The 18,521-nt window shown below is 62.7% G+C and carries 18 protein-coding genes; 6 read left to right on the forward strand and 12 right to left on the reverse strand.

Annotated features, from left to right (window positions below):
- Nucleotides 1–57 precede the first annotated feature (57 nt).
- Both GNZ12_RS16870 and GNZ12_RS16875 read right to left on the reverse strand, forming a co-directional pair.
- Nucleotides 58–1,284 carry an acyl-CoA dehydrogenase family protein gene (locus tag GNZ12_RS16870; RefSeq protein WP_172311676.1) on the reverse strand — a complete coding sequence of 409 codons (1,227 nt, stop codon included), beginning with the start codon at nt 1,282–1,284 and terminating at the stop codon, nt 58–60.
- 15 nt (nt 1,285–1,299) lie between these two features.
- Nucleotides 1,300–2,073, reverse strand: coding sequence for an SDR family oxidoreductase (locus GNZ12_RS16875; RefSeq protein WP_172311678.1), 774 nt, complete (start codon nt 2,071–2,073; stop codon nt 1,300–1,302).
- Nucleotides 2,074–2,338: 265 nt separating this feature from the next.
- Here GNZ12_RS16875 and GNZ12_RS16880 point away from each other — a divergent pair, with 265 nt between their 5' ends.
- Nucleotides 2,339–4,144: an acyl-CoA dehydrogenase gene (locus GNZ12_RS16880; protein WP_172311680.1), complete on the forward strand. Its 1,806-nt coding sequence runs from the start codon at nt 2,339–2,341 to the stop codon at nt 4,142–4,144.
- Between the two features lie 42 nt (nt 4,145–4,186).
- Here the strand turns inward: GNZ12_RS16880 and GNZ12_RS16885 are convergent, their stop codons facing one another.
- A complete protein-coding gene (locus GNZ12_RS16885) occupies nt 4,187–5,080 on the reverse strand; it encodes an IclR family transcriptional regulator (protein ID WP_216673238.1) in 894 nt (297 codons plus the stop codon).
- A gap of 103 nt (nt 5,081–5,183) precedes the next feature.
- Nucleotides 5,184–6,476: an MFS transporter gene (locus tag GNZ12_RS16890; protein WP_172311682.1), complete on the reverse strand. Its 1,293-nt coding sequence runs from the start codon at nt 6,474–6,476 to the stop codon at nt 5,184–5,186.
- Between the two features lie 204 nt (nt 6,477–6,680).
- Between GNZ12_RS16890 and GNZ12_RS16895 the strand changes: the two genes are divergently transcribed.
- Nucleotides 6,681–7,052, forward strand: a complete 372-nt coding sequence (locus tag GNZ12_RS16895) for a BON domain-containing protein (protein ID WP_172311684.1) — start codon at nt 6,681–6,683, stop codon at nt 7,050–7,052.
- Nucleotides 7,053–7,159: 107 nt separating this feature from the next.
- Here the strand turns inward: GNZ12_RS16895 and GNZ12_RS16900 are convergent, their stop codons facing one another.
- Nucleotides 7,160–7,729 (reverse strand): helix-turn-helix domain-containing protein, encoded by a 570-nt coding sequence (locus GNZ12_RS16900; RefSeq protein WP_172311686.1) that lies wholly within the window; start codon nt 7,727–7,729, stop codon nt 7,160–7,162.
- Nucleotides 7,730–7,900: 171 nt separating this feature from the next.
- Between GNZ12_RS16900 and GNZ12_RS16905 the strand changes: the two genes are divergently transcribed.
- Nucleotides 7,901–9,277: an LLM class flavin-dependent oxidoreductase gene (locus GNZ12_RS16905; RefSeq protein ID WP_172311688.1), complete on the forward strand. Its 1,377-nt coding sequence runs from the start codon at nt 7,901–7,903 to the stop codon at nt 9,275–9,277.
- Nucleotides 9,270–9,767, forward strand: a complete 498-nt coding sequence (locus GNZ12_RS16910; protein ID WP_172311690.1) for a flavin reductase — start codon at nt 9,270–9,272, stop codon at nt 9,765–9,767. The genes GNZ12_RS16905 and GNZ12_RS16910 overlap by 8 nt, the downstream gene beginning before the upstream one ends.
- An 8-nt stretch (nt 9,768–9,775) precedes the next feature.
- On the opposite strand, the gene GNZ12_RS16915 is transcribed toward GNZ12_RS16910, so the two are convergent.
- The 7 genes from GNZ12_RS16915 to GNZ12_RS16945 form a co-directional block, all read right to left on the reverse strand.
- Nucleotides 9,776–9,991, reverse strand: coding sequence for a YXWGXW repeat-containing protein (locus GNZ12_RS16915; protein WP_172311692.1), 216 nt, complete (start codon nt 9,989–9,991; stop codon nt 9,776–9,778).
- Between the two features lie 25 nt (nt 9,992–10,016).
- Nucleotides 10,017–11,165, reverse strand: coding sequence for a DUF1501 domain-containing protein (locus GNZ12_RS16920; RefSeq protein WP_172311694.1), 1,149 nt, complete (start codon nt 11,163–11,165; stop codon nt 10,017–10,019).
- Nucleotides 11,166–11,170: 5 nt separating this feature from the next.
- Entirely contained in the window at nt 11,171–12,715 is a 1,545-nt protein-coding gene (locus GNZ12_RS16925; protein WP_172311696.1) for a DUF1800 domain-containing protein, read from the reverse strand.
- Nucleotides 12,716–12,789: 74 nt separating this feature from the next.
- Nucleotides 12,790–13,335 (reverse strand): periplasmic heavy metal sensor, encoded by a 546-nt coding sequence (locus tag GNZ12_RS16930; protein ID WP_172311698.1) that lies wholly within the window; start codon nt 13,333–13,335, stop codon nt 12,790–12,792.
- Nucleotides 13,332–13,751 carry a hypothetical protein gene (locus GNZ12_RS16935; RefSeq protein ID WP_172311700.1) on the reverse strand — a complete coding sequence of 140 codons (420 nt, stop codon included), beginning with the start codon at nt 13,749–13,751 and terminating at the stop codon, nt 13,332–13,334. The genes GNZ12_RS16930 and GNZ12_RS16935 overlap by 4 nt, the downstream gene beginning before the upstream one ends.
- Nucleotides 13,748–14,308, reverse strand: a complete 561-nt coding sequence (locus GNZ12_RS16940) for an RNA polymerase sigma factor (RefSeq protein WP_235993762.1) — start codon at nt 14,306–14,308, stop codon at nt 13,748–13,750. Before GNZ12_RS16940 ends, GNZ12_RS16935 begins: the two co-directional genes overlap by 4 nt.
- A 29-nt stretch (nt 14,309–14,337) precedes the next feature.
- Nucleotides 14,338–14,658: a YXWGXW repeat-containing protein gene (locus GNZ12_RS16945; RefSeq protein WP_172311704.1), complete on the reverse strand. Its 321-nt coding sequence runs from the start codon at nt 14,656–14,658 to the stop codon at nt 14,338–14,340.
- Nucleotides 14,659–15,026: 368 nt separating this feature from the next.
- On the opposite strand from GNZ12_RS16945, the gene GNZ12_RS16950 reads away from it, so the two are divergent.
- Both GNZ12_RS16950 and GNZ12_RS16955 read left to right on the forward strand, forming a co-directional pair.
- Nucleotides 15,027–16,823, forward strand: a complete 1,797-nt coding sequence (locus GNZ12_RS16950) for a phospholipase C (RefSeq protein ID WP_172311706.1) — start codon at nt 15,027–15,029, stop codon at nt 16,821–16,823.
- 200 nt (nt 16,824–17,023) lie between these two features.
- Complete coding sequence (locus tag GNZ12_RS16955) at nt 17,024–18,475, forward strand: cytochrome-c peroxidase (protein WP_172311708.1); 1,452 nt, start codon at nt 17,024–17,026, stop codon at nt 18,473–18,475.
- Nucleotides 18,476–18,521 lie beyond the last annotated feature (46 nt).

Below are 18,521 nucleotides of genomic sequence, written 5' to 3' on the forward strand. Positions count from 1 at the left end.
GCCGCATAAAGGACGCGGCTGGTTAATGAACCAAAGGAATCCGGCAAGTCAGGGGCTTCATAGACGCCCGAGGTGGCGCCCAAGCTCCATCTTTGCGATGGCGTTACGGTGCACTTCGTCGGGGCCGTCCGCAAACCGCAGCGTGCGCGAACTGGCATACGCGCGCGCGAGGCCAAAGTCGTCGCTGACCGCGCCGCCGCCGTGTACTTGCATGGCCCAGTCGATCACCTGGCACGCCATGTTCGGCGCGGCCACCTTGATCATGGCGATCTCCTGACGCGCGTCCTTGTTGCCGACCGTATCCATCTTGTACGCCGCGTTCAGCACCAGAAAACGTGTCTGGTCGATCATGATGCGTGCATTCGCGATCCGTTCACGCGTGACACCCTGGTCGGCGATCGGCCGGCCAAACGCTACGCGGTCCAGCGAGCGGCGGCCCATCGCTTCGAGCGCGCGCTCAGCGCGTCCGATCAAACGCATGCAGTGATGGATGCGGCCCGGTCCGAGCCGCCCTTGTGCGATCTCGAAGCCACGGCCCTCGCCGAGCAACATATTGCTGGCCGGCACCCGCACGTTTTCAAAGGAGATTTCGGCCTGGCCGTGCGGGGCGTCGTCATAACCGAATACCGGCAGGTGACGCAGCACCTTCACGCCCGGCGTGTCCATCGGCACCAGAATCATCGACTGCTGTTGGTGCCGGTTGGTGTGATCCGGATTGGACTTGCCCATGAAGATGAGGACCTTGCAGCGCGGATCGTTCGCGCCCGAGGTCCACCATTTGCGGCCGTTCAGAATGTAATCGTCACCGTCGCGTTCAATGCGCGCTTCGATATTGGTCGCATCCGACGAGGCCACGTCCGGCTCCGTCATCGCAAAGGCCGAGCGGATCGTGCCGTCGAGCAACGGCAGCAGCCATTGCTGTTGCTGCTCGGGCGTGGCGTAACGCACCAGCGTTTCCATGTTGCCCGTGTCGGGCGCCGAGCAGTTGAACGGCTCCGCACCGATATGCGAGCGCCCCATGATTTCGCACAACGGCGCATATTCGAGGTTGGTGAGCCCCGCACCGTATTTCGACTCGGGCAGGAACAGGTTCCACAAACCTACGGCCTTCGCCTTCTGTTTCAATTCCTCGATGACCGGCGCGGGCTGCCACCGGTTACCCGATTCGCGCGCGGCGTCCATCTGCGCTTCGAAGATCGCCTCGGCCGGATACACGTACTCGTCCATGAAAGCGTTCAGGCGCTGCTGCAAACTCTTGACCTTGTCCGAGTGCTGAAAATCCATGCGGCGTCTCCTTGGTCAGACAATGATCGACCCGCCATCCACCGCGAAATACTGGCCCGTGATGTGGCGCGACGCTTCGCTCGCGAGAAACACGACCGGGCCTTTGAGATCCTCGTCGCCGCCGAGACGCTGCAGCGGCGTGCGCGAGACGATGGTGCTTTCGAGTTTATCGAGCAACCCTGCCGACATCTTCGACGGGAAAAAGCCCGGGCAGATCGCGTTGACGTTGATGTTGTACTTGCCCCATTCCGCCGCGAGCGCCCGCGTGAAGTTGATCGCCGCGGCCTTGGACGTGTTGTACGCAATCGTGTTCATGCCGGGCGGCGAACCCTTCAGGCCCGCCACCGAGGCGATGTTGATGATCTTGCCGGCACGGCGCGGGATCATGCTGCGCTTGCCGACTTCGCGAGCGACGAAAAACGGCGCATGAACGTTCAGGTTCATCACCTTGTGCCACGCTTCGTCGGGATAGTCCTCGGCGGGTGCGCCCCACGTCGCGCCCGCGTTGTTCACGAGAATGTCGATGCTGCCATGCAGGCCGAGCACTTCATCCACGAGACCGGGAATCCCCTCGAAGCGCTGCAGATCGTTGACCACCGTCTGCACCTCGATACCCCGGCTTTGCAGATGCGTTTTCGCCTCGGCAAGTTCGTCGGCCTTGCGTGCGGTGATCGCCACGCGGCAACCCATTTCTCCCAGCGCCTCGGCCATTTGCAGGCCTAGCCCGCGAGAGCCTCCGGTGATCAGTGCAACCTTGCCGTCCAGTTGAAACAGGTCTTTCACAGACATTACGCCGCTCCTCCAAGTTGTTCTGCAATGCAGACTTCTATTCCGGATTTTCTGACCATCATACGTGCCGAAATTCGCTGTGTAAATAAAAGCACGCTCATTCACTTTTGATTTAAACTGACACGCATCGTCGATGGGCGGATCATCGGGACTTACCCGAATGCCGCACTTTTCAATCGAGCCGCGTCTATGCGATTTCGTGGGTTTCCGCGCGTTTCGCGTAGTTGTTCTGCATAGCGGCTCACCTTTGGACGGGTCTTCTCCCATGCAAGATGCGCTGATCATCAACTCGCGTGATCTGGAATTCCAGTTGTTCGAAGTGCTCGAGGCCGAGACGCTCACGCAGCGCGCGCGCCACGCGGACCATAGCCGCGAGACCTTCAATGCGGCACTCGAAACCGCGCATGCGGTCGCCGCCGAAAAGTTCGCGACGCACAATCGCCTCTCGGACGAGCACGAGCCGCAATTCGATGGTCAACGCGTCACGATGCCCGCCGAGGTGAAGGACGCACTCGACGCGTTCCGCTCCACAGGCTTCCTCGCCGCGGGCAAAGATTACGAATGGGGCGGCATGCAGTTGCCCTCGGTAATCTCCTTCGCGTGCCTGTCACTCTTCAAGAGCGCCAACATCGCCACCTCGTCTTACGCGATGCTGACCACGGCGAATGCGAACGTGATCGAACGTTTCGGCAGCGCCGCGCAGAAGCGCAAGTATCTGCAGGCGTTATTCGAAGGCCGCGCGTTCGGCACGATGGCGCTGACCGAGCCGCAAGCGGGCTCGAGCCTCTCGGATCTCGTCACCAGTGCGACGCCCAACGACGACGGCACCTATTCGATTCGCGGCAACAAGATTTTTATTTCGGGCGGCGATCACGAACTGAGCGAGAACATCGTCCACCTGGTGCTGGCGCGCATTCCCGGCGGGCCGCCGGGTGTCAAAGGCATCTCGCTCTTCACGGTGCCGAAGTTCCACGTGAATGGCGACGGCAGCCTCGGCGCGCGCAACGACGTCGCGCTCGCGGGGCTGATTCACAAGATGGGCTGGCGTGGCACCACGTCGACGATGCTGTCGTTCGGCGAACGCGGCGAGTGCATTGGCGAGCTGGTGGGCGAACCGCATCATGGTCTCGCTTACATGTTCCACATGATGAACGAGGCACGCATTGGCGTCGGCCTCGGTGCGGTGATGCTCGGCTATCGTGGCTATCTGGCGTCGCTCGATTACGCACGCGAGCGTCCACAGGGGCGGCGGCCCGACAACAAGAACCCGCTCGATCCGCAATTACCGCTGATCGAACATGCCGACGTGCGCCGCATGCTGCTCGCACAAAAAGCCTATGTGGAAGGTGCCTACGCGCTGTGCCTGTACGCGGCGCGTCTCGTCGACGAACAGAACACTGGTGAGAGCGACACGGCGCGCGCTGAAGCGGGCCTGCTGCTCGATCTGCTGACACCTGTTGTGAAGTCGTGGCCGTCACAGTGGTGTCTCGAAGCGAATAGCCTGGCGATCCAGATTCACGGCGGTTACGGCTATACGCGCGAATATCCGGTCGAGCAGTTCTACCGCGACAACCGCCTGAACATGATTCACGAAGGCACGCACGGTATCCAGGCGCTCGATCTGCTCGGCCGCAAAGTGGTGATGAAACAGGGCGCCGCGCTCAAACAGTTGGAGCGCGAAATACAACGTAGCGTTGAATCGGCGCAGGCTCATGCGGCGCTGCAAGCGCATGCCGATTCGCTCAGCAAAGCATGGAACGAGTTGACCAGTACGGTCGAAGCGCTATTGCCCACGCTGGCCAGCGAAAGCGAACGCGCGCTTGCCAACGCGAATGCTTTTCTCGAAGCGTTCAGCCATATCGTGATTGCGTGGACGTGGTTGCGGCAGGCGATCGTTGCGAGCGCCGCGCTACCTGGAGCTACGAGCGAAGCCGACGGTGACTTCTATCGCGGCAAGCTGCATGCGTGCCAATGGTTCTTCCGTTGGGAATTGCCGCGCGTTTCGCTGATGCTTGCCATGCTGCGCAGTCTCGACGATACGACGCTCAGCATGGCGCCTCGCTGGTTCTGAGTGCTGCGGCTCGATGTGCGTCTCGATGCGGCTTCACACCCCTCAATGCGACAGCGCGATTTCCAGTTGCGTCACCACGTCGATCAGGCGTGGCCGCACTTCTTCAAGAAGGAATTCCTTCGAGAGCTTGAATGCGGGGCCGCCGACATTGATCGCCATGATCGGCAGCTCGCCGCCCGGCTGGAAAGCGCGCGCGATGCCGTTCACCTCTTTCTGCCAGTCCCCGAACGAAGTCGTCACGCCGAGCGTGCGGTAATCTTCGAGTGCATTCTCAATGCCGCGACGGGTTTTCGGCCACGCCACGTGATCGAGCTCACGCACCTGCTCCATGAAGCTGAGACGATCGTGCTCCGGGATCGCCGCGAGCCACGCGCGGCCAATCGCCGACGTGGCGACCGGAATACGCGAACCGACTTCCAGCGTCAGCGTGAGCGCAACCGAGGCTCGGCAATTTTCCACGTAGATCATCGAGAGCCGGTCGCGCGTCCCTAACGACACGGTTGCGCCGACGATGTCGGCCAATTCCTGCATCACCGGCCGGGCAATCTTGCGCACATCGAGCCGCGCCAGCATCGCGCTGCCCAGCGCAAGCGAAGCCGTGCCAAGCCGATATTTGCCGCTCTCTTTCAGATGAATCAGATAGCCGAGCAGCGTGAGTGTATGGGTCAGGCGCGATACCGTCGATTTCGGCAGCTTGCAACGCAAGGCGAGTTCCTGATTGCTCAGCGATTTGTCGCCCGAGCGAAAACACGCCAGCACTTCGAGCCCGCGCGCGAGTGCCGTGACGAAATGCCGGTCGTCCTTGTGCGCCTCTTGCGCCGTCCGGCTCGCGAGGACTGTATTTCCCCCGGCGGATGCAACGGGTGTGTGCGCAGCGTCGCCTGCGCTCGGACCGTCGGCCGGATTATCGATCGGGCTGTGATGGGTTTTGCTCAAAATGAAACGCGCTCCTGCGAAACGGTACCATCTGAAGGACAAACCGTGGCCCGGATCGAGGGTGATCTGGGCTGCGGAATTATAGACAAACGCAAACAGTCGCTCAGACTTCTTCTTTCGGCGCGGCCACTACCGGGCTGAAAAAATAAATCACCGCGCCGATCGCGAGCGGCACGACGGTCACCGCGAACAGCGCCGCGTAAATCCCCGCGTTCGATAGATGTGCCTGTTTTGCGGCACCCGCGATCCAGCCGAAACAACTGCTGGTCAGCGCCACGCCGAGAAAAACCAGGCTGTTGAGCAGGCCCAAACCGAGCCCGATGCGGTGCGGCGCAATGATGGCGCGCGCTTGCGACATTACGAGCGGATGGATCGAGCCGACCGAGAACAACACGCATATCAACGCGACACTGACGACCCAGTTGCCACCCGGGCTGACCGCGAGCACGAGCGCCGCCAGCACCCCGGCGATCAGCCACAGCAGCGAAATAAGCTTGGGCGCACAGAACCGCACGGCCACGGGAATACAGAACGATGCGGCGATCCCGATCACGCTGGTAACGGTCATTGCATTGCCGCGCGCGATGACATCGAAGCCGTAGATGTCGGCAAGATACGGCCCGCCCCATGACGTACGGAACGTGCTGCCGACCGAGAGCGCGAGGCAAGCCGGCATCAAGGTCCAGAAACCGGTGTACCGTTTCACGGCGCCTGCCGCGTGTTGTGACGCAGCGAGGTGTTGCTCATGCGCGGCGGCATCCCGCCGCCGCACGCAGCACACGACGCCAAGCGTCGCGCATAGCATGGCGAGCGCAGCAGTGACCATCACCGGACGCCAGCCGAAGCTGGCCGTGGCGCGGCTCAGCGGAAACGCGGCCAGCAACGCGCCCGCCATGCCGATCGCACTCGCCGTCGTGACGGCGCGCACATTGCGCGTGCCGTGGCCGGTACGCAATACGTAATTGAGGAGCCCCATGAAGATGGGCGCGCAACCGAGTCCGATGCCCGCTTGCGCGACGAGCGCAACGGTTGCGCTCGTCGTGATCGACAGGATGCCCGCGCACGCGGCGCCGATGCCCATCAGAAGCGCGGTGGGTCCGCGCACGCCGTAGCGGTCGAACATGATGCCGACCGGCAGTTGCGCGATCGCAAAGACGAGAAAGAACGAGCCCGCAAACCAGCCAAACATTTGCGGCGAGAAGTGGAAATCACCTATCAACTGGGTGGAGATCACGGCGATATAACTGCGGAAAAACTGACTGAGCACGTAGCTGAAGGTCAGTGCCCACAAGCCGTAATCGATCGACGATGCTGCTGCTTCCGTGCGGGGTTTGTGTAGTTGTTGCTGTACGCCATCAGACATCTTCGGTGCGCCTTTGATGATCGAAGCCGCCATGATAGGCGAATCGGGCAACGGGCGGAGAGGTCAGTTTTTTCAGCACTCGCGCGTTTGCTGGAGTATTGTTTAAGCGCGCTGGGAGCTTCACGGCGTCACTCTTCTACAAGACAGGGTGCTCCATGCGGGCGGCAAAGTGCTTGCAGGCGCGTGGTTTTTGGCATGCAACGATTCGAAATCAACTTTTCGAGGAATGGAGAAAACGTGAAAACAGTCAATCTATTGAAGGCGCTCGGCATCGCATTGTGTGTGGCGACTGCGTCCAGTGCCTATGCCCAATCGAGCGATGCGATGGCGTCGGGCAGCATGGAGGCGCCGTCTACCAATCCTAAAGTCGTCAAGAAAGTGGACCGCAAGCTGGGTCTGGACGTGCGCAAGGCTTTGGCGAAAGCGCAGGGTTTTGATGTGTCGAACGTGTTTGTCCGGGCGCGCGGTGGCGCGGTGACGTTGACTGGAACGGTGCCCGATGGCGCGCAGATCCCGCAAGCGGAGGAAATAGCCAAGGGCGTGGCAGGCGTGAAATCGGTGAACAACAAGCTGACGCTCGGCACGCAAGGCGGTGGCGGTGGGGGTTGATCGCGCTTGACGATTGATCAATGACTACAGGTTGCGATGGGTAGCGCCGCAAGCGTGAATCTGCGGCGGTGCCTATCGTCCTCGCACTGTCCTGGTATTTGAAACCGTCACCGTCGAACCAGGCCGACCACATAGCAACATACCGTGTCTCCGCCGTTGAAGAACTCACATTCAACCGGCGCGCCAAGCTGCAAGCAATCCCCTTCTGCAAGCTGATACACCTGCTGCCCCTCACGAAAAGTGAGCACCCCTTTCGTCACCCAGATCTGCTGATGCTGAAACACAAAGGCATCCGGCGGATAAGGCACCCGCACCCCCACGGGTAACGCGATCTCCAGCAACTCGAGCACCCCACCCGTAGGGGGCGAAATCCGCCGCCGCGTATAACCCGTTTCAGGGTCCTGCCACACCGGTTGCCCGGCATGCCGCACCAATCGCTCACCGGTCTGCTCCGCCAGCGCCAGCAAGGTCGACAACGTCAAACCGAAGGCCCCCGAAAGACGCCCCAGCACCGTCGCGGTCGGACTCGCCTCGCCTCGTTCGATCTTGCTGATCATCGCCTTCGATACGCCCGAACGCTCCGCCAATTCGCTCAGCGACCAGTTACGCGCCTCACGCTCAGTCTTCACGCGCGAAGAAATCGCCTGGGTCAAATCGATAGCGGAGGATTCGGACATGGAAAGATCGAAATCGCTAAAAGTGAGCAACCATTAAAGGGCAAATAAGGGACAAAATCAATGTCTTGCATAGTGGTTTTTCGTCCACTATATTAAACGAACGATCGTGGCGCAGTCATGCAACCTGGCGCGCCAGCCGTAAGCATTCGTCCACCTCAGCCGGAAGACACCATGCCGAAGGAAATCGTTCTCAACGCGTTTGACATGAACTGCGTCGGCCACATCCAGCAAGGCATGTGGACTCATCCGCGCGATCAGTCCACCCGCTATACCGATCTTCAGTACTGGACCGACTACGCGCGCACGCTCGAGGCGGGTCTGTTCGACGGCATTTTTTTCGCGGATGTGGCGGGCGTCTACGACGTCTACGGCGGCAATCCCGACGCGGCGATTCGCGGCGCCGTGCAGGTGCCGGTGAACGACCCGACGCTGCTGATTCCGGCCATGGCTGCTGTCACGCGCCATCTGTCGTTCGGCGTCACGTCCAATCTCACGGTCGAGCAGCCCTATCTGTTCGCCCGGCGCATGTCGACGCTCGATCATCTGACGCGCGGCCGGGTCGGCTGGAACATTGTGACGGGCTATCTGGACAGTGCTTCACGCGCGATCGGCCTGACCGGGCAAATGGCCCACGACGATCGCTACGATCTCGCCGACGAATATATGGAACTCGTCTACAAACTGTGGGAAGGCAGTTGGGAAGACGATGCGGTGCTGCGTGACACAGTGCAAGGGATCTACGCGGATGCGTCGAAAGTCCACGTGATTCATCATCACGGCAAGCAGTATCGGGTGGACGCCATGCATCTGAGCGAGCCGTCGCCGCAGCGCACGCCCGTGCTCTATCAGGCCGGCTCGTCAGCGCGCGGCAAACAGTTCGCCGCGGCGCACGCCGAGTGCGTGTTCGTCAACGGCCAGGCGAAGCCCGCCGTGAAAGCCATCGTCGACGATATTCGCGCTCACGCCGTGGCGCGCGGGCGCGATGCGGGCGATATCAAGGTCCTGCTCGGGCAAACCGTCATCACGGGCCGCACGGATCGCGAAGCGCAGGAGAAATACGCCGAGTACCGGCATTACGTGAGCGCCGAGGCGGCGCTCGTGCATGCGGCGGCGTCGCTCGGTATCGACTTCGCGCGCTATGACCTCGACGAGCCCATCGAGACTGGCAAGAGCCAGGCCATTGTGTCGAACGTCGAAGCCATGACGCGCGCCGCCGGCCCGCAATGGACCAAACGTAAGCTACTCGAACAGATGGTGCTCGGCAGCCGTCAGGCGCCGCTCGTCGGCTCGGCCGAGCATATTGCTGACGAACTCATTGCATGGACCGAAGAAACCGGCGTGGACGGTTTCAATCTGTCGCGCACCGTCGCGCCGGAGTGCTTCGACGATTTCATTGCACTGGTGGTGCCGATTTTGCAGGAACGGGGCGCCTATAAGCATGCGTATCGCGACGGCACTTTGCGCGAAAAACTGTTCGGTCATGCGCGTTTGCCTGCCAACCACACGGCGGCCCAGTTCCGCTCCAGAGACACCGATCCCCATGCTTGACAAGACAACCTTTCGCGACGCCATGGCCGGCCTTGGCGCCGCCGTCAACATCATCACCAGCGATGGCGCCGCCGGCCTCGCCGGCTGTACGGCCTCGGCGGTATGCGGCGTGACGGATGAGCCCCCTATCCTGCTCGTCTGCATCAATCGCGGCAGCCGCAACAACGCGGCCTTCCGCGCAAACGGCACGCTCTGCGTCAATGTACTGAGCGCGGATCAGCAAGCCCTTGCGGCGCATTTCGCCACGGGCTCGCTGCCGATGACTGAGCGCTTCGCCGCCGCGCAATGGGACACGCTCGTGACAGGCGCGCCGGTTCTGCATGGCGCGCTCGCCTCACTTGACTGCGAGATCGAATCGGTGATGGAAGTCGGCACGCATACGGTGTTCTTTTGCGCAGTGATGGCCGCGCACACCCGTGTCGGCGGCGATGCACTGATCTATTACGGCCGCAATTATCATCGGGTCGACGCGAGATCCGTGCATGCGTAGTACCGCGATCAGCCCACCCAGTGTCCCGGCACCCACGCCCAATGATTGCCTTCCCAGCGATAGTGGCCCTTCACCCAGTGATAGCCTGGGGCGGGCGCGGCCGGCACCACCTCGACAAGCGGCTCCGGCTGCGGCGGCCGTCCCGGTTCAACGACGCAGGCTGACAACATGGCGGCGCACAGACCTGCGAGCGATACGGCGCGGATAGTCGATTGGATTTTCATTTGTTCTCCATGGTGATTTGTCAGGTTATGCGCGCACGAGCCCCGTCATCGGCCGCATTCCTCCGCTTTGGCCGAACAGCGTGCTGGCCGTGCGCTGCGGATCGAGTCCGAGGCTTTCGCTTGCGGCGCCGGCGATCAACGCATCCAGCGACAAGGTCGGTTTGAGATCGCGTGCTTCGTAAAGGTCCCCCGGCTTCAGGCCGGGCCAGTCGGCGAGCACGCGTCCGCCCGCCACCGAGCCGCCCAGCACCATTGCCACCGAGCCAGTGCCGTGATCGGTGCCCCCCGTGCCGTTGGCGGCGGCGGTTCTGCCGAACTCCGTCGCCACCACCACGGTGGTCTTGCTCCACAACGGCCCCATGCCGTCGCGTAACGCCGCGAGCATCGTGTCGAGCGCTTTCAACTGATTGGCGAGGCGCGCGTTTTGCGCCGTGTGCGTGTCCCAGCCACCGGTTTCGATCATCGCGATACGTGGGCCATCGCCGCGTGACAGAAAACTCGCGGCGAGCTTGCCGAGGCTCGCCGGGTCCTGACGCGCGCCGGCGTCGCCTGCAAGCCCGCGCGCGGTCATTGCCGATTCCCATAGCGGCCGCAATTGCGCATCCTGGTCGTACAGTTGCGAGACTCGCATGAGCAGATCGTCCGGCGCCTGCGGCAACCCGGAGGGCGCGTACGACGTCACCGCCGCCTTGCCGCGCAGCGCCATCGGCACGGTCGGCGCAAAGGCGATCGCGTTCTCCTTCGTCGCGGGCATCGATGCGGCGAGCCGGTTCAGCCAGCCGTCCTTCATCTGATACGGCGATGTGCCACCGGTCTCCAGCACGTTCTGCCCGTCGAAGTGCGAGCGGTCGCGATACGGCGACGCCACCGCGTGCACGAACAGCGCCTGGTGGTCCGCATACATTGCGGCGGTCTGCACGAGCGAGGGATGCAGCGCGAAGGTGCCGTCGAGCTTGGTCGCCTTGGAAGGGTCGATCGCGAGCGCGCCGCGCAATGTCGCGTAGGCGGGTTCGGCATACGGCACGACGATGCTCAGGCCATCGGCCGCGCCGCGCTGGATCACGAACACGAAGCGGCGATCGGTTGCGACGCTGGCAAAGACAATCTGCGGCGACACGAGCATGGCCCCCGCGCCTGCAGCGGCGACGCTCAGAAACTTGCGGCGTGAAAGCATGGCATTCATCTCCGTTGAAAATCCGGCGAGACCAGTAGCAGCGCGATCGCCGTCGACGCACTATCGGCACGCGACACAGCGGCCGCGGTCGGCGCACTGAGCGAGCCGGCGAGCAAGGTCTGGCCGAGCGAGCGCGCATCGAGCCGGTCGCCGACGCGCGATGCGAAGCGTTGCGCCACTTCGACCCGGCGCACGAGCGCATCGGGCGCCGCCCAGCTCGCGGCTATGTCGTCGTAACCCGCGGGCGAACCCGGGCGCCATACCGGCTGACCGAGTTGGGTGAGGATAGGTGCGGCCTGCATGTTGCCTATGTCCTGCCAGCCGAGCCCGCGCATCGAAGAAATGGTCCACTCCCACGGCGTCTTGAACTTCACGGCGACCGGCGACCACGCCTGCGGCATGTCGATCAACGTCCGGTACACGGTCGGCAGATCGCCGCCACTGCGCTCGAACGCGTTCGCCAGCCGCTCACTCACGTCCGGTGGCGGATTGTCCGCGACGAAGTGACGGGCGAGCTTGCCGCCGATGTGCTGCGCCGTCGCGGGTGCGCTGGCGAGGTCGTGCAGGATCGCCAGCGCCTGCTCCTCTCCCGGCTGGTCATAGCGGCGGCCCATGATGGTTCTCGAACCTGGCTCGTGCAGCGCGGCGCGAAACATGAAGGTGCCCGGGGCGGCGTTCGGCTGCATGTCCTGCCGACGCGGATTGCCAGGAGTGCCCGGATTGCCGGCCAGACTCCAGCCGGTCAGCGCACGGGCGAATTCGGTGACGTCGTCCTGGCTATAGCCGCTGCGCACGCCGAGCGTGTGCAGCTCCATGATCTCGCGCGCCAGGTTCTCGTTCAAACCGCGCTTGATGTCCGGATTGCGCTGCGTGGCACGCATGACCGCCATGCTGTCCGGTCCGACCGAACGCGGCTGATCGAGAAACAACTGCATGGCCGGATGACGTTCCACCGCGACCAACATGTCTTCGAAACGGCCGAGCACATGCGGGCGGATCGCTTCTGCTTCGAATGAACCGGCCAGTGCCGCGACGGCGGGTTTTTCCGTGGACACCGCGAAGTGGTTCGCCCAGAAATGGACCAGCCGCTCGACGAAAGGCGTCTGCGTGGTGAGTGCGCTTGCGACACGCGCGTTCACCGCGGAACGGTACATATCGAGAATTTCGCCGCGCAATTCTTTTCGTTCGGCTTGCTTAGCAGTTTGCTCGGGGCTTTCTGCTGTACTTTGCCCAGTAGATTTCGTGTTAGCTTGCCCGCTGGTTGGCATATTGGCCTGCGCATTCGCCTGACTGGCAGCCACGCCTTCGCTGACGTTCTGCTGATTCTGCCGGTTCAACTGGTTCAGTTGCATGCGCTGCTGCGCCAGCTCGGTGGACCGCGCCACCGAATCAGGCTGGCTCGCCCACGCGGCAGGTCGTGGTTGATACTGCTCGAACTGCGCGAGCAGCCACCCCTTCGGGTCGGCGGGCGGCGAGTCGTCGGCACGCGCGCCAAGGCCGAAGCGGTTCAGTGCGATCGCCGCGGCATTCATGTTCGGTGAGGTAGCCATACCGTCCTCTTCGGCGTTGGATATTTCTTTAAACGACCGCCACGGTGAAATCCGTCGCGCCCGCTCAGAATTTTTTATTCGCCCGAAGCTTCACTTGAAGATTCACTCGCGGCCTGCTTGGCCGACTGTTGCGCCGGCTGTTTCGCATTGGCGGCCGGCTGCGGCTCACGCCACTGTCCCCGCAGCTTCAGGCTGTCGGCGAATTCGACACGCTCCTCGGGCGACAGCGTTGCCGCAAAATCCGCCACACTGCCCTCCACTTGCGCCCGCAAGTTGCTGTCGGCCTCACGCGTGCGGGCCAGCGCCGCGTCCAGCGCCGCGCGATCGAACTGCGGCGCGGCGAGCAGGCGCAACACTTCGCGACGCCCTTCGCGGCCCTCGATGGCAAACTGCTTACCCTCGCGGCGCGCACTCTTCAAACTGTCGATGAAGGCTTTCTGGCGTTCGGCCGGCAGCGGCTCGGCGGCGAAACGCAACGCCGTGCGCTGCTGCGCCAGCGCCGGCACCGTCGCGCCGTGCGCCGCAAACCATTGATAAGCACCACCGACAATCGCACCCAGCAAGAACACATTGAGCACCAGCGAGGCCACCAGTACGAATTTCCACGACCGGCCGTTCATTCGCCGCTCCAATCGGCGGATGACCCGCCGAAGCTCGAAGTTAAATAAGAAGACTCATGGACCGGCTGCACCGTCCCGGTCAACACGAAAAACGACACTGCAAAAGCGCCGGCGGCGCCGCCCAGCAGTCCGACACCGGCCACCGCCGCGCCCGACCACCACAAGCGTTTGCGCGGCACGGCCGGCCGTCGCACGGGCGCGCTGCCGATGATGCGCTGCTGCAACGCCGCGCCCGGCGGATCGACCTTATCGGCCGCCAGCCACGCGTCGATGCCGGCCGCGTCCGCCAACACCGCATCGGCCTCGGCGCGATGCGACGCCGCCCATGCCTGCGCTGCTGCGCGTTCCTGTTGCGGCCAGCGGTGCGGATCCGCACCGTAGGCTTCGACGATCTGATGGAATCTTTCGGGCGTCATGACTTGTCCTTGCTAAGGCCGCTGCCGGCCAGTTGGGCGCGCAGATTGCGGCGCGCACGTGCCAGCAGACTTTCCAACGCATCGACCGTGATACCCCTCAGGGCGGCAGCGTCGATGTTCGACATTTCCTGGTAATAATTGAGCACCAGTGCCTCGCGCTGCCGTGCCGGTAATGCGGCGAGCGCCTCGCGAACGCGCTCGTCCTGTGCGCGCGCTTCGAGGGTGGCGTCGGGCAATGCGGCGGTGTCGATCTCATCGGGCATGTCGTCGTGCGGGACTTCGCGGCGGCCGCGCAACCGGTCATAGCAAAGATTGAGCGCGACACGATGCACCCACGTATCGAGCTTCGCCTCGCCCTCCCGCCAACGTGAAGCCTGTTTCCAGATCCGCACGAAGACCTCCTGCGCCACGTCTTCCGCTTCCATGCGATCGCCCAGCATGCGCGTGGCGAGCGCGAGCAGACGCGGCAGCTTGCGCGCGACAAGCGAGCGGACCGCAGCCGGGTCCTGCCGGGCAACCCCCTCCAGCAGTTCCGCATCGGGATCGCGTTCGCTCAAGACGTGCGGCTCCCCGGCTCGCGCCGACTTCAAGCCCAATGGCCTTCGATCCAGCGCCAGTTCGGGCCACGCTGCACCCAATGCCCCGGCACCCAGCGATGGCCGACGCGAACCGGCTGCCAGTGGCCGGGCACCCATACATAACGGCCTTGATACCAACGCCAGCGGCCTTGATCCCACACGTAGCCGGCACGCGGCGCCGGCATCACTTCGACGCGCGGCGGCGGAGGCGCCATGGGCGCGACGATCACTGCCTGCGCGAAGGCCGGCGCGGCCGTCAGCGCGGCCGCGCACGTGATCGCAACCGCAAGCATGGAATTCAGAAGGCGGACCGGTTTGGTCGATGTCATTTGGCTTTCTCCAGTAAGGGTCGGAGCCAGAAGCGACTCCGTTTCTTCTTCAACGCAGCGGCGGAAAAAATCTGTCGCGTTGATTCGCATTGAAAGTAATGCATTGAAACACGCGAGATACAGCGGGCAAAATCGCCTGCAAATTACAGGGGGCGTCAGCAATAAGACAGGCAATTTTATGTGAATGAATGGAAATAGATAGGTGACGTAATGTTCGCGCCCCGAAATCTTAATCAGCAGATGTTTCAATGCGCGCTGTTTCTAGCGGTAAGACACCTCAGCTGTATTTCTAACAATATCCCCAGCGAACATCCACACGTGCATCACTGGAAACGCTGAACGGCGAAGTCGAATCTGGAGCCAGTCACATGTTCCGTAGAACCCTCTTACCCATCCCGTTTGCCGCGATGCTTGCGCTCGCAGCTTGCGGTAACAATAACGTGAACACGCCCGCGTCCGCGCCGGCTACCGCATCGACGCCGGTTGCAACGGTGTCGGCACAGGATGCCGTCGCAACGGCCACGCCGATCAAACACGTGGTGGTGATCTTCGGCGAGAACGTCTCGTTCGACCACTACTTCGCAACCTACCCGCAAGCCTCCAACCCGACCGGCGAGCCGCAATTCACGGCAGCAGCGGGCACGCCGACGGTCAACAACCTCGCCAGCAACAACCTGATCGCCGCGAACCCGAACGCGCTGTCGACCTCGCCGAACACGGCAGGCCGCACGGTCGGCACCGTGACGGTCGCGGGCCTCGGCCTGCCGGCAGCCGATCTGCTGCCGTTCCGTCTCGATCGTTCGCAAGCCAATACGTCGAGCCAGAACCACGCGTATGCCGCGGAACAGCTCGCGTATAACAACGGCGCGATGGACTCGTTCCCGCTATTCACGGCGTCGGGTTCGACGATTGCCGGCAGCACCGGCGCGTTCGCCACCAAGGGCCAGGTGCTCGGTTACTTCGACGGCAACACGGTCACGGCGATGTGGAACTACGCGCAGAACTTCGCGATGAACCAGAACGCGTACACGGACACGTACGGTCCGTCGACGCCTGGCGCAATTGAAGTGGTGTCGGGCCAGAACAACGGCGTCGTGGTGACGGGCGGAACCTCGGCCAACGCGATTCCGGATTCGACCGGCGGCTTCACACTGGTCGGCGACCTGGACCCGACCGGCGACGTCTGCACGATCGCGGCAAAGAGCGCGCAGACGGCCGCGATGTCGTCTGCCAACAAGAACATCGGCGACCTGCTCAACGCGAAGGGCCTCACGTGGGGCGGCTTCATGGGCGGCTTCAATCTGACAACCACCAATGCCAACGGCACGACCGGTTGCGCGCGCTCGACCTTCTCGCAAGTGCTGAACGCGACCAAGTCCGACTACGTGCAGCATCACGCGTGGTTCCAGTACTACCCGACCACGGCCAACCTCGCGCACACGCGTCCGACGTCGACGGCGGTGATCGGCATGACCGATCCGCTCGACAACACGGCAACGCCGGTTCACCACCAGTACGATACGAACGACTTCTTCACCGCGGTAGCGGCGGGCAACTTTCCGTCGGTGAGCTTCCTGAAGGCACCGGCGATCAGCGACGGTCACCCGGGCAACTCGGACCCGATCGACGAGCAGGCTTTCGTCACGAAGGTGATCAACTTCCTGCAGCAACAGCCTGACTGGAAGAACACCGCCGTGATCATCGCCTACGACGATTCGGACGGTTGGTACGATCACCGCTTCATGGCGCCGAAGAATTCGTCGTTCGATTCGACCACGGCGCAATCCGCGGGCGGCGTGTCGGTGGCCGGCACCGACAACCTGAGCGGTACGGGTCAGTGCACGGCAACGGGCGCGGTTCAACCGCAGGGTGTGAATGGCGGTGCGGTGAACGGCCGTTGCGGCCCGGGTACGCGCACGCCGTTTATCGTGGTGTCGCCGTGGGCGAAGGTCAACTTCGTCGACGATACGGCGATCACCCAGGCCTCCGTGGTCAAGTTCATCGAGGACAACTGGCTCGGCAGTCAACGCCTTGGCAACGGTTCGTTCGATGCAACGGCGGGCAGCATCATGAACATGTTCAACTTCTCGGGCTCGGGCAACAACCCGACGGTGTATCTGGACGAGAACCTGGGTACGAAGCTGTCGGCGCCGCCGGCCAGCTAAGCGCCACGCGTGCGGACTGCCCTTCTGGTGCGCCTGCCGTCACGTCATGCACGAACGCTTTTCGTGCATGACGACACGAAACACGGCGCGGGGAAGAGAACGAAACACATCAAGCTGTAGTTGGGCGTCGAGCCAGTACGAACGTGCTGGCTCGATTTGCTTTTTGATCGCACCCGATCGAATTACTTGTCATCAACGCCATGAACCATCCTTCAGACGCCGTCCTGCCGTCGCATGTGCCTGCCGGCGGGGAGCCGGGTCCTGTGATTACCCGTCGCTCGTGGCTTAGGCTGCTCGCATGGAGCGCCGCCGGCATCGTGTTCGCGCTCGTCGTGGTTTGCGCATACGCGCTCGTCTACCCGGAACGGATGCCGCCCGCAGTCGGCTCGATCGTCGAAGACATCACCGGCGCGAATCCTAACCCGGTTCATTTGATGCGTCCGATAGACGCGCCGCTGAGCGCGGTTGCGCTGCTCGGCAAACAGATTTTCTTTGACCCGACGCTGTCGGCGTCGGGTACGCAGTCGTGCGCGTCGTGCCACTCGCCGCAGCATTCGTACGCGCCGGATAACGCGTTCCCGGTGCAATTCGGCGGCACGCATATGAATCAGGCCGGCTACCGGCCGCCGCCGTCGTTGGCGTATCTGTACCGCCAGGCGCCGTTCAGCATCGGGCCGGATCAGGGCGATACCGATGTGCCGGTGGATATGACGCAACTGGCGTCACAGGCGGCCGGCGTGCAGCGCGCGCAGAAGACGGCGCTCGCCGCGCCCGCCGCTCCGGCGATGGTGCCGCAAGGCGGACTGTTCTGGGACGGCCGTGCCGATACGCTGCAAATTCAGGCAATCGGTCCGCTGATGAATCCGGTGGAGATGGCCAATGCGACGGAGGCAGATGTCGCGCACAAGCTGCTGCAAACGAAGTATCTGGATCAGTTCAAACAGATCTTCGGACCCGGCATCGTCAACAATCCGAGTCTGTTGATCTCGGAAGCGATGTTCGCTGTGGGGCGCTATCAGACCGAGGATCAGTCGTTTCATGCCTTTACCAGCAAGTACGATTACTGGCTCGAAGGTAAGGCGCGGCTGACGCACGCTGAATTGCACGGCTTGCAGTTGTTCAACGATAAGGACAAGGCGAACTGCGCGGGTTGCCATTTGAGCCAACCTAGCAAGGACGGCTTGCCGCCGGTGTTTACCGATACGCAGTACGAGGCGCTTGGCGTGCCGCGCAATCCGGCAATTCCGGCGAACAAGGATCCGAAGTTCTTCGATATGGGCGTGTGCGGGCCGTTCCGCGATGACATGACGAAGGAGACGCAATACTGCGGGATGTTCCTGACGCCGACCCTGCGCAATGTTGCCGAGCGCAAGGTGTTCTTCCATAACGGTGTGTATCACGATCTCAAGCACGTCATGGACTTCTACAACCTGCGCAATACGGCGCCCGAAAAGATCTATCCGCGGGATGCGTCCGGCAAGGTGCAGAAGTACAACGATCTGCCGGCTCAGTATCACGCCAACGTCGACGTCGCCGATGCGCCGTTTGATCGTAAGTTCGGGGATCAGCCGGCTATGACGGATCAGGATATTCAGGACATCATTGCGTTCATGAAGACACTGAGCGACGGGTACAAGGCTGCAGGGTCCTGACCTGCCACAGAGGCCGGTCATCTAGCCTTTGCGCGGCATCGCGCGA

The sequence above is a fragment of the Paraburkholderia solitsugae genome, from assembly GCF_013177695.1.
GTDB classification, from domain to species: Bacteria; Pseudomonadota; Gammaproteobacteria; order Burkholderiales; family Burkholderiaceae; genus Paraburkholderia; species Paraburkholderia solitsugae.